Source organism: Psychrosphaera sp. 1_MG-2023, from assembly GCF_030548245.1.
GTDB lineage: Bacteria > Pseudomonadota > Gammaproteobacteria > Enterobacterales > Alteromonadaceae > Psychrosphaera > Psychrosphaera algicola.
The window spans coordinates 92,534-110,338 of sequence record NZ_JAUORW010000009.1; the positions used below are offsets into that span (position 1 = coordinate 92,534).

A 17,805-nucleotide genomic window follows, 5' to 3' on the forward strand; every position below is an offset into this window, starting at 1 on the left:
ATTCGGTATGTTATTACATTAAATAGTGCAATAAAAAAGGCCACAACATAACTTTCATTATGTGTGGCCTAAAGTGTTTTGATAACGTCCGATTAAAGTTCGTTATGTGTCCCTATTTTTATCGTCTGCTCTGCCTTATACGGCTCCACAGAGTCAATTGGAGATAATGTAAACGAATAGCTATAGTCTTTAGCATTTAATCGATACTGCTCCCACGCTTTTGCCCCCCAGCTATTATCACCACCAACACCGGTTTGCTTGTAGTCAACATTTACGTTAACTAAGTCACGCTTTTTAATCTCAGTGTAATGACGCTGGGCTTTATTATCGCCCGGGTCAAAATCGCTTTGTGGTTGATGATGGGCACTAAAGTCAAACACGGAATTCCCAATAATTTTAAGACCAACGCCATCTTTATTGGTTAAGGTTGCCCAGCGAATGTCACTGCGATTTCCATTTTCCTGCGGACGAATATAATCAAACGCCATGTCTTTAACTTCACCTTGGTAAATACCGACAAAGGCTGAGGTTTTACGATCCCAATAGTTTTCGTGTGGCCCTCTACCGTAGTAGGTAACTTGGTCGAAGTTAACTGGCATTTGGAAGTTTGTGCCAATGCGAGGGATCTCACTGTATTTATCAACCTTGAATGTTTTACCATTTGGTTTTGTTTTTACAATCTTCACACGGGCATCGCCAGCAAAGTCAAAATTGACATCAACTTTGATTTCGCCTTGACCGTTAATCGTATACTGGTAAGTAACCGACGAATCGGCTTCTGCGAGATCCACAACCTGTTCTAAAACAACCAGGTTAGCGTCAGAGGAAACGACCTTCAGACCAAGACTTTTCTGGTTCTCGGTTGCTGTTTTCCAAAGCTTGCCACGTTTAACTAAACCGTTTGTACCACCAAAGTCGTTATCTGTAGGTGCACGCCATAAGTTAAATTTAAGGGCTTCTTTTAACATCTCTGTACCTTTGTATTGGTAAGACGTTAAATAACCAGCCTGGTCAAATTTCAGTTTTGCATCACCGGCAATGACAGCCGTTTGGTTAGGATCTTGAGCGACTTTTACGTTTGCTGCTCCCTTAGTTACAAATGTAGACGTTTTGCCTTTTTGCAACATAAGCTGATCACTGGCAAGCAAATGGCCTTTTTCAAGTAACGGGTGTGTGCCTTTAGCTGTCGCATAGAAATTTATAAAATATTCTTTATTCGACTTTAATTTAGGCAGTTGTTTGGCCAAATCAAAACGAACTTTACTTTGAGGTTGTGCAACTGTGTCAACTTGCCCAGTTTTAATAACAACACCATCTTCAATCAAACGCCAAGTCATGTTGTAGCTTGACGTGTCGACAAAAAAGTTTTCGTTATAGAGCTGGTAAGTTGTTTTACCTACTTTTGAAAAATGCAGATCTTGATACACTTTTTTAACTTCAAACAACCCTGGGTGTGGTGTTCTGTCTGGGTTAATTAGGCCATTTAATACAAAGTTGCCAGCATTGTGAACGCCTTCAGGTTCGAAGTCTCCGCCATAACCCCAGAATTCATTACCGTTTTCATCTTTTTTAATCAGACCTTGATCCATCCAATCCCAGATAAACCCGCCTTGCATTTGACGTTCTGCGCGAACAAAGTCCCAGTACTCTTTAAAGTTACCATTTGAATTACCCATCGCATGTGAGTATTCCACCCAGAAAAACGGGCGTTCTGGGTATTGGTTGATATATTCTTTTTTAAGCCTTTTGACTGTCCGATACATCCAAGTAACAGCGTCTTGGTGTACGTGCTTTTCTTTGGTGTATTTAGATTGCTGCTCGGCACGTTCGTATATGGTTAAACGCGAATTGTCGCGTTGTTTGATCCAGTCATAACCTTTAACAAAATTGATCCCATCGCCGGCTTCATTGCCCATTGACCAAAACGTGATAGAAGGGTGATTTTTATCTCGTTCAACCATACGTTCTAATCGGTCTAAATGCATGCCTTCAAATTCAGGTTTTGCAGCAGGTGTATCTTTTGGCGAATATCCAAATCCATGTGTTTCGATATTGGCTTCATCGATAATATATAAACCGTATTTATCGGCCAAGTGATAAAAGTAAGGGTCGTTAGGATAATGCGAGGTTCGAACCGCGTTAATGTTGTTTTCTTTTAACATTTTAACATCAGCCAACATGGCTTCTTTACTAACGACATGTGCTGTGCGCTCGTCATGTTCGTGACGGTTTACGCCTTTAAATAAAACAGGTTGGCCATTAACCAAAAACTGACCTTTGCTTAACTCAACCGTTTTAAAGCCAATTTGCTCACCTATGTGTTGAGTTGGTGTGCCGTCGTTATATTCAGTGCTAATCGATAATTGATATAAGTTTGGAGACTCAGCTGACCAAGCTTTAATATTGTTTAATACTATTTTGTGCTCAACGGTTTGCTGTTTATTTGCCAGAACAATAACCGTATTTTTGTCGGTGGCGACCACCTTGCCACTCGCATCTTTGACTTTCACAACCAAATCAACAGACTGGGCCGATTGATTTTTATTGGCGACATCGATTGTTAGATTAAGCACACCATCGCGGTAGTTGTTCACTAGTGTTGTTTTGGCAAAGAAGTCCCTTACATGGGTATTCGGTGCGGTATGTAAATACACATCGCGTTCGATACCACTGACACGCCAAAAGTCCTGGTCTTCCATATAGCTACCGTCGGTATGACGTATAACTTTAGCGGCAAGTACGTTTTCACCAGGTTTGAGGTATTGCGTAATATTAAACTCAGCGGCCGTCTTAGAGCCTTCGCTATAACCGACTTCTTGGCCATTTATATAGAGATAAAATCCTGAGTTAACGCCGCCAAAGTGGATAAATACTTGCTGCCCGTCCCAATCGGTTGGCACAGTGAAATTGGTACGATAAGCACCTGTTGGGTTGTCATCCTCGGGGACAAATGGTGGATTTTTAGGGAACGGATATTGTCTATTTGTATATATCGGATAATCGTAACCATGCATTTGCCAATTACTTGGCACGGGTAATTCATCCCAATTTGAGACATCAAAACTGGGGTCAAAAAAACCAGCGGGAACTGAACTAGGGTTTGCCGACCAATTAAATTTCCAATTGCCGTTTAACAGTTTGTAATACGGAGAGGTTTGGTAATCATCCGCTGCTAATTTTGATTCAGCATCGTAGGGCAAAAAAGTCGCGCGTGGCGCTTCGGTATTAACTTTAAAAACACTCAAGTCCTGCCAATAAACAGGCGCTTTTTTTGATGTACTTGGAGTGTTTTGAGCCTGTTGATTACTATTACACGCACTTAACGCCAGTAAACTGGTGACAACCGCGAGGGTAACTTTATTTTTATTCATTGTTAGTTTTCTCATAAAATGGACCAAACGCGTAGCGTAATAATCGTTCTAAATCGAAAGATGCTAAATGACAAAAAGCACCGAGGTGAGTGTCATTTATTATTAGCTTGAAGTTATTAAACCAAACAGGCTTGCTAAACCCTTAAATTTTTTTGCGTTACCTCGCTACACTTTTGTTATGAACGCAAACGTCACCGTAAAAGTGCACGACTTAATTGAAACTAACCGGATGGTTTGGCTAGAAACTAGCGGTAGTAAATACATACGCTCAGCAGTACTTATACCGCAGTATTTACAAATGGAGTATTTACAAACTCAGCTAGGCTTAGTGGATACTGGTAGTTAAATGGAAAGGTAGGGTAAGTTGCTCACTTTGTTATTGATGACTACTAAAGCGGCTGTTTTTATTATTCCGTGTTAAAAGTGTGTACACACTAACTTGGGAGGCTTTTAAAGCAAATGTTAGAAAAGATCTAAGCGTTGGGTCAACAAACACGTTTCTCGTTAATATTATATGTTGTTTAAAAAGGGGTTAAGCACTATATCTAATTCGATTCCGCCCTTGCTCTTTAGCTTGATAAAGCGCTTTGTCGGTCCGTTCTAACCATGTTTTAATGGTGTCGTCGGCTCGGAACTGCGACACACCTATACTTACTGTCAGTTTTGCAATAATCGGAAACTGATAACTTTCAATGTTTTGAATTAATCGTTCTGCGACCTGTTTGACGTCGTTTTCTGTCGTAGAAGGCATAAGCACGACAAATTCTTCACCACCCCAGCGGGCAGGGACATCACCTGAGCGAATGGCCTTTTTCAATAATTTACCCAAATGCGTTAATGCCTCATCACCTGCATTATGACCATACTTGTCATTGATTTGTTTGAAAAAGTCGATATCAATTAACATCAAAGAAGCATCATGCGATTGCCTTTGCATGTCATTAAAAAGGTGATTAAACGTGGTTAAGAAGTAATGACGGTTATAAAGGCCAGTTAAATTGTCATGGTAAGAAATATACTCTAGCTGTCGGTTAGACTCTTCTAACTTGGCGCTCATTTTTTGTAACTGCGCGTTTTTTTTCGTTAAGGTAGCGGTAACTTTTCTCGATATTTGGAATCGCCATCCTAAAATTAGCAGCAATAAGACAGCGCCAAGAGTGATCATTCTAACCAAAGTATAATCGGTTTCGGTAACGACTAGGGTATTACTCCACCGATTAAGTATGTCGTTATGGACCTGCACTGGAATTTGGTCAATGACTTTATTAAGTATTGGCAATAATTCAGCTGAGCGAGATTTGATTACGCCAACTCTGAGTTCGTCTTGAATTGCTACCCAGCCGTTTATTTTTAAGTTAGCAATATTATGCTGTTTTAATTTACTGGTTATTGATAAGAGGGAACCAACGTAAACATCTATTTCACCATCTGCTACAGCTAATAAGCCATTGAGTTCGCTATCAAGCAGGGTTACCTGCAAGTTGGGATGGAATCGCTCCATGTAGCTGACCAATCGGTAACCTTTGACTACACCAATTTTCATTCCTGCAGCGGCTGAAATATTTTGAACGTAAGGGCGATTATTTGTTGTAACTAATACATTAGGACCAAAAAAGTAGGGCATAGTAAAATCAAGGTATTGCTCTCGTTCAGACGAACGATTTAACATCAAAGTGAGTTCACACTTTCCTGCTTTTAGAAATTCAGTGACTTCATTCCAAGACTTCGCAGGAATACGGTTGAAATTAATCGTACTATTTTCCTGAAACAACTGCTTATATTCTTTAGAAATACCCTTGTGCTGGCCATTTACCATTGCTTCGTAAGGCATCCAGTCTGGGTCGACACAATAATTAACATCAATGGCCTGTGCATAAAATGGCACTAAAAAGATAATTAACCACTGGTATTTTCTAAGAAAACACATGTTATTAACCCTTGATTGCAAAAACATTTATTTGTCCCTAAACATTGGTGGACATAAAATCAACACCTTAGACCTAAATATAACGCGCTAATGTAAATTTGGCTATTTATTGTTCTGTATAATATATATAGACATCATCTTTGGGTTGAGGCTGCTTTTTATTTATTTCCGCAATGTGATGAAGCCTCAGTTTGTTGACGTTACCTGCAGTTATTCGATCTTAAGTTTGTCCCTAAAATACACAGGGTAAGAGAGTCAGAACTAACCTCAAGTAGGCTAATGCGACCAAACAAAGTTAATAACAAATCAACTCCACTCCACCGTTCCCATTGGTTTAACTTTCTATTGTTGATAACCGCTAAAAATTAGAGGACTGCCATTGGATTCAAACAGCAAAATAGGCGACATTCAGAATGGACTGTCAGGGGCTGGATAGCTTCTTTGAACACATAGGGCGTTGGGAGATTTAAAACGATTTTTACGGCAGTTATGGCTTTACGCGCTTAACGTGGGGCAGCAACAAAGATTTTAAAGCTACATTATAAGTAAACAAACCCTATTAGTGGTTTGACGGATGTAATAGATGAGCACACTCATATGTCGGTTAAGCGCAGTGTTTTCTGATTAAAAGACACCTAAATAGTTTAAAGTGACACGTAAAATGATAGCGTAACTCAATTCAATAATTAGCCTTTTATAAATATTAATTAGGTTTAAAAGCAATTAAAAATACCAATGGGGTGTTGCTTACAATAAAGAAAAGGCGTTTAATCAAAAGTAGCAGTTTGGTTGATAGCAAAGGGAATTTATGAATTATCAATTGTTAAAGGATAAACAGCGTTTACTTCGACACGGGTTTCCAGATGCCCATGGTTTGCGCGTTCACCGAGCCTTGTCTTGGCTCAATAAAGCCGAGCAATGTGACGACGACAAAGATGCACAGTTTGTTTTTCTTTGGATATCGTTTAACGCCGCCTACGCTCAGGGCCTAGAATCCTCAAAATTTAGTGAATTAGAAACCTTCCAACTCTTTATAAAAAAACTCTGCGGTTTAGATAAAAACCAACAACTCCATCAGTTACTTTGGAGTGAGTTTACCTCTAGTATTCGACTCTTAATTGACAATCAATATGTGTTCCAACCGTTTTGGGATCACCATAATGGCAAGATCACCGAGCAAGAATGGCGGGACAAATTTTCTGCAGCAAAATCCAAAGCAAATAAAGCACTATCACGCAATGACAGCCCTGCACTGCTAACTGTGATTTTAGCGAGGTTGTACACCCTTCGAAATCAAATTATCCACGGCGGTGCCACCTGGAATAGCTCGGCAAACCGCGAGCAACTCCGAGACGCAGTCAATTTTCTATCAAAACTGTCCCCCATACTCATCGATATTATGATGGATAACCCCGGCGCGATGTGGGGCGAAGCCCATTACCCGATGTTAGATTAGTGGCGCATAACATTGGGCCGTTTTTGCAATGACGTGTGCTTTTTAATCACAAATCCTCAAGTAATTTGAAAAATTAAATTGGTGGGTGTGTACAAATTTAGTACAGGTAATTGGCGGCAAGGTCCGTGCAAAATTATTTGACGTCTAATACAAACTAGCCTTTTTATATTAATTGCATTAGGTCCTATTGTGTTTATTTGAACCTTAGCTATTTCAAAAGACTTAGAAATAATGAATAGCTCAAAGAGCAAAATTTCTAGGTCTTCCTCTTTATTTTTCTCATTTACTGACTCACCTTAGACACAAAATAATAGTTATTCTTCTAAATCAAGTTCTGATAGGGTGCGCCAAATTTCAGTCGCTACAGGGCCTAGAAGATGTGATTTGTTTTTCACTAGGCAAAATGGAAAAGTCATTGAGCTTTCTTTATCTGCAACTTTAATTTCTTGCAAGGTTCCAGAAATAATGTGTTGGGATACCAAATGTCTCGGTAGCATTCCCCATCCTAAGTTATGACAAATTAGTTTTAATTTCGCTTCAAAGTTATTCACGTACCAACAGCTTTGGCCAGACTGTGTGTTTAATTCTACGTCTTTGGTTATTTCGCCTGTATCTTTAACAATGATCTGATTTTCATTTATCAAAGATTCTATTGAATTAAATGGTTTATATTTATCAAGCAATTGTGGGGTAGCGACATTAACCATTTCACCTTTGGATAGTTCTATTGCAATAAGCCCACTAAACTTGGATAAGTAGTCTAAAGGGGCAGCCGTTATTGCTATTTGCGCTTTTCCTTCTGAGACAAGTTGCAATGCACCAGTCACATATTCTTGTGTTATTGAAAGTTGCGTTGAAGGAAAATTATTGTGAACTTGTTCAAATGCAGAAAACAGCGGCTCAATAGGGAAAGCCGCTTCAACCGCAATAACAATGTTTGCTTCATTTCCTTGATTTAGATGATTTGCGTATTGCTCAATTTGGGACACATCTCGTAGGGCTTTTTGAGCCATTTGATATATTGATTTTCCAGCGCTAGTTAAGCTTAATCTATAACTATCACGAGTAAAAAGCGCTAAGCCTAATTGCACTTCAAGTTGCTTAACTGAGTGGCTCAAAGCGGGTTGGGTTTTGTGCAATCTACTTGCAGCGGCCCTTAACGACTTTTCTTCTGCAATAGCCTCTAAAACTTTTAATTGGTCAATGGTAATCATGATAAATATCTCTAATCAAGAGTATAAAATATTATCAATATATATTATCGACTCATTTAATTAAACTTTCCTTATTGAAATTAACAATGAATTGAGGAATTTATGAATAAATTGAAAATAACCTTGTCTTGGTTGCCATTTGTCTTACTAGGACTATCGATGATAATGGCTGGCGCCGCCAAACTTGCTGGAGTACCTGAGCTTCATGTAAGCTTTGCAAAAATGGGGCTGCCAGAGTGGTTTGGTTACTTTATTGGCCTAGCAGAGTTACTTGCCGGTCTTGCGATGTTTATTCGCAAGTGGACTGCATTGGCGGCAACAGGACTCATTCCGATAATGATTGGTGCGACTTATTACCATATCGCATATGAAGTGCCTTCAGCAGTGCCTTCTATTGTATTTATTGCCTTAGCTATTTACGCAGTTATTGCTAGAAAGCGAAATGCTATCTGGTATCCAATATAAATACTTAGCTCTTATAAATCTTAATATGACCGACGAATAACTGAGCCATTACCGATTTACTTTATTTCTCACGGAAGAGGCCCTTAGTAAACGTCTGGTGATCAACACTTAAGGTTTACATTTCAGACCACTAAATTTTCGATCTCTAGCTCTGAGTAGCAGTGTTCGTTTAGGCCAATCAGGATTTAATCGAAGGCGTCAAACCCTTGGCTTTGGCGGTTTCGACAATGTTTCATATATACGGTGGTTTTGTAGTGGCTTTGTAGTAGTTTTTGGTGTTTTTTTGTTTTTTGAGTAATGTTTGGTTAGATAGTAAATATCCATCGCGTCTTTTTGTCGAATACTATGTGTAGTGGTCAACTGTTTTTGGCCACGGTTTTATAGTTTAGCCAGTATCTTCTCTCTGACTCATTTGGTGCCAAACCGCCACTATGCTGATGCGGCCTAACTCGAATACTAAAATCTACATCACGTGTACCGCGCTCAATAGCCGCTCCAAAACCGTGATGTAAAATGATGTCTCTAGCTGTTGCGCCAACAACTAAGTATGGGATATCTAGAGCGTCTGTATGGCTAGAAATAATTTGATAAAGCTCTACTAGTCCTTCTAGTAGCTTGCCAACAACATTAAGCGATGTGGTTTTCATAAAACTTCCTTGCTGCATCAATATTCCTCGGCTCTAGGCTAGCGAGTAGGTTTGCATAAATAAAGTATGGATGCGCCATATTATCTTGTTTACCTTCTATCTTTCTGATCCCTAAAGGTGGTTCAGCAAGAATTACTCTTGCAGTAGTTTTATTTAGAATTTCGTTAGTTTTAGCTTTACGCAGCCTCGCAGTTTTCAAAATTTGATTTTTATGCTCTGGCTGAACATATAGCAGATAGTCTTTTGCGTTTAGGTAGTTGTCGCATAGTTCAACTGCATATTCGCCGCCCCACAAAGCATTAGTGTCGGTGAGGTCTAAAGTCCTTAATATCTCTAAGTTGTCAGTGGTGTAAACTTCTTTATTTAGTTTAGCTTCAACGGTTGTTGGGTATGCGTCTAACCACTTGTCGAGTAATTCCTGCGGATTGATCATTTCTTTGATAGCGTTCTTATTGTTACGAGTGTTTTTTTGAACAATAAATCCTTGATAGAGTAAATCGTCGATCACTTGCTTAACTGTACCGAGAGCAACTTCTGCTGTCTCAGCAATGGTGCGCATTGGTTCTTTCAATAATTCAGGATGAGCTAACAACATAAACACCACCTTCATACCTTTAGGTTGAAATGCTTTTCCTAGTTGTTTTGCCAAAGTTATTTCTTGAGTCGGCTTTTCCGGCTTTTTACCTTGAATATCGATATAAACAGGAGGGGTATTGATATAGGCATTTCCTGCTAAATCTATGAAAGGTACTTTATGATCTTTTAACCGAGTAGCCTGATTTGGATTGATATACTCAGTAATTAATACAACATCAGTGCTCAGGTCTTTTACTGTTAATTCTGCAAGGTACTTTTGTATGTTAGCTTTGTTTAGCCACTTCTTGCATTCGACGTGCAATCGTTGTTGTACATTAGGCAATACCAACTCACCATCGATATTTCCGTCTTCAAAAACACGATAATCGATACCTAAACCAGTTTGCTTATTTAAGTTATCGATAGCATTGTGAATTAATTCTTTTTCTAACATGATGTTCAATAAATAATTTTGTTCATTAATATTGAACAATAATATAAATTGAACATAAAGCAAGAGGTTTGTTCAATAAATTGTCATGTTCATTATTTTTGAACGAATGTTTATAGTGAACAAGAAAAGCCAGCAAAATACATTGCTGGCTAGTAGTCAGAGATTGTCAAAGAAACTGGTTATTGAGCTATCGAAATACAAATAGAACATTTTCAAACCGTTCTCCGACTCTAAGATGTACCGTCGAACGTCTGACTAAAATTGGCGCAGTGCGTGAAAGTTCGAGTATAAAAACACATTTGTTATAGGTCTTAACTCTTCGGGTAGTTTGCTTATGATATTGTTACTGACGAGTATAAACTCTTGTGAAGAAATATAGTTCCGCACATAACAGATGTAATCATCGCCACGATCTAACAAAACCAGAAAATCTTCATCGTTTGCAATGGGCGGACGTTGTCCAAATAATTCAATTACGTTCGTGTTTTCGTTCATGGTGTTCTCCATATATAAAAGTTGGTCTCACCACTAATTAGTTTCGTAATGTGAAAATTTTCCCTACTCATGCCTTTTTAAAGTTGAATCAATTTTAAAAAGGGAATTTATATGAACAAACCAACTTTAAATGCCGCCGTTGCATCTTTAATTCTTGATGACATAAGCCGCCGGTTTATGAATTACCATGACGATATAAACGATATGCGGTTTAATGAAGGCAACTATGATGTTGATCTGCTGTTAATCAAATATTTTGGCTCCTGCTTAGAAGAGCAACGCCTTTCTCATGTCAAATCTATCCTCGTTAGTATTTGTGAGTGTAGTGCTCAAGTAGATAAGTTTACTAAATTACAGCTAAAAAATAGCTCTCATTTTCATCGTGTTGCACCCATTGCAATCCATAATTAGATCTATTCGCTCATATTGATAACACAAACAATGCTTGACTTGAATTGTTTGAAATTTATCTGATTTATCCCGTGGTGACTTAAAATGATTGAAAATGCTTGACTGTGTTTAAATTGGAGGTAGTATTGAGTGAAATAATTTAATTTATCGCATGATTTCCTTTTTAAGTGGGAGTGACAAAGAATGACAATGAAAAAAGACAAATACCTATATGTGGATTACAACTGGGATGATGAAGTCGCTGAGGGGTTATCTCCCCTAGATAGCCTAGTGTACCGTTCAAACATTTTGGGTGCAGATCAACGCATTACAAACACTGGTGGTGGCAATACGTCAGCGAAGTTAATGGAAACTGATCCATTAACAGGGGAAGAGGTTGAAGTCCTTTGGGTGAAAGGTTCAGGCGGTGATTTACGAACTGCGAAGAAAGAAAATTTCTCTTCTTTATACCAAGGTAAATTAAATGCATTAGACGGTGCTTACCGAAAGCAACCGGTAACAGGTTATAAATCATCTGGCGAAGATGCAATGATTGGCATGTACAAACATTGTAACTTTTGTTTGAACCCGCGTGCTTCTTCAATTGACACCCCACTTCATTCCATGATTGCGGAAAAGCATGTTGACCATTTACACCCAAATGCTGTTATTGCAATTGCCTCTTGTAAAGATCAAGAAGCCTTAACTGAAAAAGTTTGGGGTGGAAAGATGGCTTATGTACCTTGGATGCGCCCAGGTTGGGAAGCGGCAAAAGTATGTGAAGATGCTTATGCTGCAAAACCTGACAGTATCGGAATTCTGTTGGGGCAACATGGTCATACTAACTGGGAGTCGGAAAGTAAAAGTTGTTACGAGACGTCATTATGGGTTATTGAAACAGCAGCAAGTTATATCGAAGAACACGATAAAGGCGCATTGACTTTTGGCGGTGCCAAAGTAGAAAGTTTGCCAGACAATAAACGCACGGAATTACTTCGTAAATTTTTACCAGTAGCTCGCGGTATCCTATCTAATAAAGTGAAATTTATTGCAACGGTTCAAACTGACGAAACTGCGTTACGTTTTGTTAATAGTGTTGACGCACCTCGTTTAGCTAAATTAGGCACTTCATGTCCAGATCATTTCTTACGTACTAAAATTCAACCACTCTACGTTGACTTTAACCCTCAACAAGACAGTTTTGAAACCTTAGTTGAAAAACTTAACGCTGGTATTGAGCAATATCGAATAGACTATGCAAAATACTATAATAGCTGCAAACGCGATGATTCTCCTGCGATGCGAGACCCAAGTCCAACGGTTATCTTAATTCCGGGTGTTGGTATTATCGGTTGGGGTAAAAACAAATCTGAATCGAGAGTTACGACAGAGTTCTACAACTGTGCGATTGAAGTCATGAGAGGTGCTGAAGCAATTAGCGAATATACAGCCTTACCACAGCAAGAAGCATTTGATATCGAATATTGGGCTTTAGAAGAAGCGAAGTTACAGCGGATGCCTAAAGAAGCACCGTTAGCTCGCGATATCGTTGTGGTTATTGGTGCTGGTGACGGTATTGGTAAAGAGACCGCATTTAGAGTTGCAAAAGAAGGGGCTCATGTTGTTTGTGCCGACTTACGTTTTGACGCTGCACAAAAAACTGCTGATGAATTAGCGGCAATTTATGGTCAAGGTATCGGTGTCGCGGGGACAGGGATCTCTGGTTGTGGTCCTGCTATTGCTCAAGAAGTGAATATTACTGATCGTGAAAGCGTTCAGAAAATGTTTGAAAAAGTAATTTTAGCCTATGGTGGTATTGATAAAGTTATCGTTACGGCAGGTGTATTTTTGGCTCCTGGTCAATCGGGTATGAGTAACGATCAGCAGTTTGATGTGAGCTTTGCCGTAAATGTAAAAGGTGGCTATATCGTCGGTACCGAAGCAAATGAAATTTGGAAAGCTCAAGGGTTAAAAGGCGCATTAGTTCTTACAACTAGTGTAAATGCAGCAGTGTCAAAGAAAGGTTCTCTTGCTTATGATACGTCGAAAGCTGCGGCTAATCATTTAGTACGAGAGCTTGCTGTTGAATTGTCACCGCTAGTTAATGTTAATGGTTTAGCTCCTGCAACTGTTGTGAAAGGCAGTACGATGTTCCCTCGTGACCGAGTCATCGCTTCATTAACTAAATACAGCGTTGATTTTTCTGAATCAGATTCTGATGACGAATTACGTGACAAGTTGGCTAATTTTTATGCCCAACGCACATTAACTAAATCTCCAATTACCCCAGCAGACCAAGCAGAGGCAGCTTATTTGATGGTGTCTGGGCAATTAAGCAAAACTACAGGTCAAATTATCAGTGTAGACGGTGGTTTACACGAAGCGTTTTTACGCTAAGTTACGAGAAAATAGGAATTATTATGACGCAACGTATCGATAAAGGGCTAATTGCAGAAGAAAATGCAAAATTAGAAGCCAATTTACAAGAAGATTATCAAGCACTTGGTAACAAGCTATCACGTGACGGTATCAATATTGATGAAATCACAGCGAAAGCGGAAGAATTTCAAATTGCCGTTCCTTCATGGGGAACTGGTACAGGCGGAACGCGTTTTGCGCGTTTCCCTGGTGAGGGTGAACCTCGTAATATCTGGGAAAAGCTAGAAGATAGTGCGGTTATTAACGACTTATCTCAGTGTACTGAACGTGTTTCTCCGCATTTTCCATGGGATAAAGTGGATGACTTCTCTGAGTTGAAACAAACATCGGACAGCCTGAACCTGAAATGGGATTCTATCAATTCAAATACATTCCAAGATCAGCCGGGACAAGAACATAGTTTTAAGTATGGTAGCTTGAGCAACACCAGCCAAGAATCACGTGACCTTGCTATTCAACATAACCTTGATTGTATTGAATATGGTAAAGCACTAGATTCAAAAACATTAACTGTTTGGGTTGGGGATGGTTCTAATCATCCAGGTCAACAACATTTTCAACATGCTTTTGAGCGTTATTTAGAAAGCATGAAAAAGATTTATGCTGGCCTGCCTTCAGACTGGGAACTCCACATCGAACATAAAATGTTTGAACCTGCATTTTACTCAACGATTATTCAAGACTGGGGAAGTAATGTATTAGCAGCGATGGAACTTGGACCTCAAGCTAAGTCGCTTGTTGATTTAGGTCACCATGCACCTAACGTTAACATTGAAATGATTGTGTCACGTTTGATCCAATTTAAGAAACTTGGTGGTTTCCATTTCAACGACTCTAAATATGGCGACGACGATTTAGATAGCGGCAGTTTGCATCCATATCAACAGTTCCTTATTTTCAATGAATTAGTTGATGCAGAATATCGTCAACAAGCTGAATTTGGGCCTAATTATATGTTAGATCAATCTCATAACGTGACAGACCCAATTGAAAGTTTAATGAACTCTGCGGCTAGTGTACAACGTTCTTATGTATCAGCACTTATCGTTGATCGCGAGAAGTTAAGTGGTTATCAAACTGAAAATGATGCGCTTATGTGTAGCAATACATTGAAAAAGGCCTTTACTACAGACGTATCGCCAATATTAGAAATGGCTCGTTTACGTAAAGGTGGGGCAATTGATCCAATCGCTGTTTATCGCAAGTCAGGCTATCGAGCACAGGCTGGTATTGAGCGTCCTAATAGCGGTGGCAATGGCTCTGGGATTGTTTAGAACGACGGTCACTAGATGTTATATATGTGATTAGCTATATGCACGGGGGTCTTTGCAGGTTTCCGTGCTTTTTAATAAAAAACCTTTTAGCGATCTTCATAACAGCTTAAGGCAATACAAAATAAAATTATAAAAAGGCTTATACCCAGTGGTAAAAAGCTATTTGTTTGGAGAGCATCATGTCAGCAGCAGAAGAATTTGAATCAGTACCGGTATCGGCAGAAAAACTGCAGGGCCCCAAAACATTCGCAGCTTCTTACGCCGGGGAACACGTGGCCGGAACAGAATTTGTTATTGGCGCATTATTTGTATCTTGGGGGGTTGGAGCAGTTGATGTATTAGTTGGGTTATTAATTGGTAACTTATTAGCAGTGTTAACCTGGGGACTCGTTACAGCTCCTATTGCAACCGACACTCGTTTAACCTTGTATGCATATTTAGAGAAAATTGCTGGACCCGGAACCATCAGATTCTACAGTGTTATCAACGGCATTTTGTTTTGTGTTTTGGCTGGGGCGATGATAACGGTTTCCGCATCGGCAGTTCGGATCCCTTTTGGGATACCAGATCAAGTTGGCTACTTTCCAACAGATTGGCGATTTGTAGCGGTTGTGCTCGGTGTTGGTGCCGTAGTGGTTTATATGGCAGTGAAAGGTTTCAAGAAATTGGCTGCATTTGCTGAGGTATGTGCTCCTTGGATGATTTTAATGTTTATCGTTGGTGCTTTTGTCATGATGCCAACAACCGTTGCGGCCACAGCAAATGTCGACAGTATCAACAGTTTTAACGACTTTTTAACAGTTGCTAGTGATTCAATTTGGAAAAAAACGACCGGTGATATTGGTATTATGCATGTAATTGCTTTTGCATGGGTCGCTAATTTGGCGATGCATGGCAGTTTAGGGGATATGACACTCCTACGTTTTGCAAAAAGTCCTAGATATGGATATTTCTCTGCGCTTGGTATGTTTATTGGTCACTACATTGCTTGGATCTGTGCAGGTGTTATGGGGGCCGGAGCTGCGATATTGCTAAATACCACTATTACAGCAATTGATCCGGGGTCAGTTGCATATACAGCACTAGGAACATCAGGGATTTTGGCCGTAATAATTGCTGGTTGGACAACGTCAAACCCGACTATTTATCGTGCAGGACTCGCTTTTAGTTCATTAAATCAATCGTGGGGACGTACTCGCGTTACGATCGTCGTAGGTATTATAACGACTATCATTGCCTGCTCTCCATTTGTGTTTTCAGGTTTGCTAGGTTTTGTCGGTTACATGGGACTATTGTTGGCACCTGTTGGCGCTATTATTGTCGCTGAACATTGGTTGTTTAATAAAATAGGTTTAACTCGCTATTGGTCAAGTTATAAGGGCAACACTACAAATTGGGCTGCTTTATCTACCTGGGTTGTTTCTATGTTGGTAGGAATTGCAGTGGAGCAAGCTGGAGTATTGCACTTGTTCTTTATTTTAGTGCCACTTTGGATTTTTGCTACAGCTATGTACGTTGCCTTAGCGTCAGTTATGGGAGCAAAAGAAACTTACCCTGAAGCTGCAATTGCGGAACAAGCAGAGTCTGATCGCAAGGCTAAAGAAGCGGTTTACTTAGCTGGCCCTACGAATGGCGCAGAAGATGCGGTTAAAATAATCCCACTTAATGCAACATTAGCTAAATTTGTGTCTTGGGGGGCTTTAGTCGCATGTGCTTTGTTAGGTTTATTAGCATACGCAAATACGAATATTGAAATTGTCACCTCTTGGTTAATTATCCCTACTTTAGTTTATTTTGTCACCGCTACATATGCATATTTGAAGTCAAATAGCACTCAATAGTACATTGCCAAGATAGAAGTAAAACTTTTCAATACACCGTTTAACAAGTTATAGGGGGACTTCCCCCTTAACTCTTCTAAAATTAACAAGAGAGTTGATCTCCCCATGCGTCTAAAAAATTGCCATAACTTTAAAGACTTTCGTAAATTAGCGGAAAGTAGATTGCCGGGCCCTATTTTTAACTATATTGACGGCGGTGCCGACGATGAAGTCACATATAGAAATAATACAAGTTGCTTTGATAAGTGCGATTTGATCCCGAATGTTTTAAGGGGAGTAGAATCTGTAGATATGTCTGTTACCGTTATGGGGCAAAAACTAGATTTACCGGTATATTGTTCGCCGACCGCCTTACAGCGGCTCTTTCATCATAAAGGTGAACGAGCTGTAGCTGCTGCATCTGAAAAATATGGCACAATGTTTGGCGTCTCGTCACTGGGAACTGTGGCAATGGAAGAAATCAGAGAAAAACACAAAAACCCACAGGTTTTCCAATTCTATTTTCATAAAGACCGAGGACTAAATCGAGCTATGTTGGAAAGGGCGAAAGCGGCTGGCGTTGAAGTCCTTATGTTAACTGTGGACAGCATTACAGGGGGCAATCGAGAGCGTGATTTAAGAACAGGCTTTTCTATCCCTATGCAATTGACTTTAGGCGGTATGATGCAATTTGCCATGAAACCGATGTGGGGCATTAATTATGTAACTCATGAAAAATTTAGACTGCCGCAACTAGAATCACATGTAGACATGAGTGGTGGAGCAACTTCGATTGGGCGTTACTTTACTGAAATGTTAGATCCAACAATGAATTGGGATGATGTAGCTGAACTCGCTGAATTTTGGGATGGGGAGTTTTGTTTAAAAGGTATAATGTCAGGCGCTGACGCGAAGCTTGCCGCGGATGCTGGTTGTACTGGAGTGATTTTGTCTAATCATGGTGGCCGTCAATTAGATGGTTCAAGTACCGCATTTAATCAATTAACCGAGGTTGTTGAAGCCGCCGGTGACCGCTTGGATGTGATGATGGATGGCGGTGTTCAGAGAGGTACGCAAGTTCTAAAAGCTTTGTCGCTAGGCGCAAAAGCGGTTGGTTTAGGGCGTTATTACCTTTTCCCACTTGCAGCCGCTGGACAAGCTGGAGTTGAACGTGCATTAGGGCAAATGCGGGCTGAAATTGAACGCGATATGAAATTGATGGGGGTAACGTCTCTTGACCAATTAACTCGCAGCAACTTGCGTTTTCGTTAAAGATC

13 protein-coding genes are annotated in these 17,805 nt (G+C 39.8%); 8 read left to right on the forward strand and 5 right to left on the reverse strand.

Going from position 1 to position 17,805, the window contains the following annotated elements:
* Positions 1-92: 92 nt before the first annotated feature.
* Positions 93-3,371, reverse strand: a complete 3,279-nt coding sequence (locus Q4575_RS10320) for a glycoside hydrolase family 2 TIM barrel-domain containing protein (RefSeq protein ID WP_303522840.1) — start codon at positions 3,369-3,371, stop codon at positions 93-95.
* Positions 3,372-3,549: 178 nt separating this feature from the next.
* Between Q4575_RS10320 and Q4575_RS10325 the strand changes: the two genes are divergently transcribed.
* Positions 3,550-3,717, forward strand: coding sequence for a hypothetical protein (locus Q4575_RS10325; RefSeq protein WP_215963700.1), 168 nt, complete (start codon positions 3,550-3,552; stop codon positions 3,715-3,717).
* Between the two features lie 186 nt (positions 3,718-3,903).
* Here the strand turns inward: Q4575_RS10325 and Q4575_RS10330 are convergent, their stop codons facing one another.
* Entirely contained in the window at positions 3,904-5,298 is a 1,395-nt protein-coding gene (locus Q4575_RS10330; RefSeq protein ID WP_303522842.1) for a diguanylate cyclase, read from the reverse strand.
* A gap of 808 nt (positions 5,299-6,106) precedes the next feature.
* Between Q4575_RS10330 and Q4575_RS10335 the strand changes: the two genes are divergently transcribed.
* On the forward strand, positions 6,107-6,754 hold the full coding sequence (locus Q4575_RS10335) for a HEPN domain-containing protein (RefSeq protein WP_215963698.1): 648 nt from the start codon (positions 6,107-6,109) through the stop codon (positions 6,752-6,754).
* Positions 6,755-7,068: 314 nt separating this feature from the next.
* Here Q4575_RS10335 and Q4575_RS10340 read toward each other — a convergent pair whose 3' ends face one another.
* Positions 7,069-7,968, reverse strand: a complete 900-nt coding sequence (locus Q4575_RS10340; protein WP_303522845.1) for a LysR family transcriptional regulator — start codon at positions 7,966-7,968, stop codon at positions 7,069-7,071.
* 102 nt (positions 7,969-8,070) lie between these two features.
* On the opposite strand from Q4575_RS10340, the gene Q4575_RS10345 reads away from it, so the two are divergent.
* Entirely contained in the window at positions 8,071-8,433 is a 363-nt protein-coding gene (locus tag Q4575_RS10345) for a DoxX family protein (protein WP_215963696.1), read from the forward strand.
* 356 nt (positions 8,434-8,789) lie between these two features.
* Here Q4575_RS10345 and Q4575_RS10350 read toward each other — a convergent pair whose 3' ends face one another.
* Positions 8,790-9,080, reverse strand: coding sequence for a hypothetical protein (locus Q4575_RS10350; protein ID WP_303522960.1), 291 nt, complete (start codon positions 9,078-9,080; stop codon positions 8,790-8,792).
* The gene (locus Q4575_RS10355; protein WP_303522848.1) at positions 9,061-10,110 is read right to left on the reverse strand and encodes a type IV toxin-antitoxin system AbiEi family antitoxin; all 1,050 of its coding nucleotides are present in this window, start codon (positions 10,108-10,110) and stop codon (positions 9,061-9,063) included. Before Q4575_RS10355 ends, Q4575_RS10350 begins: the two co-directional genes overlap by 20 nt.
* 606 nt (positions 10,111-10,716) lie before the next feature.
* Here Q4575_RS10355 and Q4575_RS10360 point away from each other — a divergent pair.
* The 5 genes from Q4575_RS10360 (at position 10,717) to Q4575_RS10380 (ending at position 17,800) form a co-directional block, all read left to right on the forward strand.
* Positions 10,717-11,016 carry a hypothetical protein gene (locus tag Q4575_RS10360; protein ID WP_303522849.1) on the forward strand — a complete coding sequence of 100 codons (300 nt, stop codon included), beginning with the start codon at positions 10,717-10,719 and terminating at the stop codon, positions 11,014-11,016.
* A gap of 183 nt (positions 11,017-11,199) precedes the next feature.
* Entirely contained in the window at positions 11,200-13,392 is a 2,193-nt protein-coding gene (locus Q4575_RS10365) for a bifunctional rhamnulose-1-phosphate aldolase/short-chain dehydrogenase (protein WP_303522851.1), read from the forward strand.
* Positions 13,393-13,415: 23 nt separating this feature from the next.
* The gene (gene rhaI, locus Q4575_RS10370; RefSeq protein ID WP_215963693.1) at positions 13,416-14,708 is read left to right on the forward strand and encodes an L-rhamnose catabolism isomerase; all 1,293 of its coding nucleotides are present in this window, start codon (positions 13,416-13,418) and stop codon (positions 14,706-14,708) included.
* A gap of 179 nt (positions 14,709-14,887) precedes the next feature.
* Entirely contained in the window at positions 14,888-16,549 is a 1,662-nt protein-coding gene (locus Q4575_RS10375; protein WP_215963692.1) for a nucleoside transporter, read from the forward strand.
* A gap of 105 nt (positions 16,550-16,654) precedes the next feature.
* Complete coding sequence (locus tag Q4575_RS10380) at positions 16,655-17,800, forward strand: alpha-hydroxy acid oxidase (RefSeq protein ID WP_303522853.1); 1,146 nt, start codon at positions 16,655-16,657, stop codon at positions 17,798-17,800.
* Positions 17,801-17,805 lie beyond the last annotated feature (5 nt).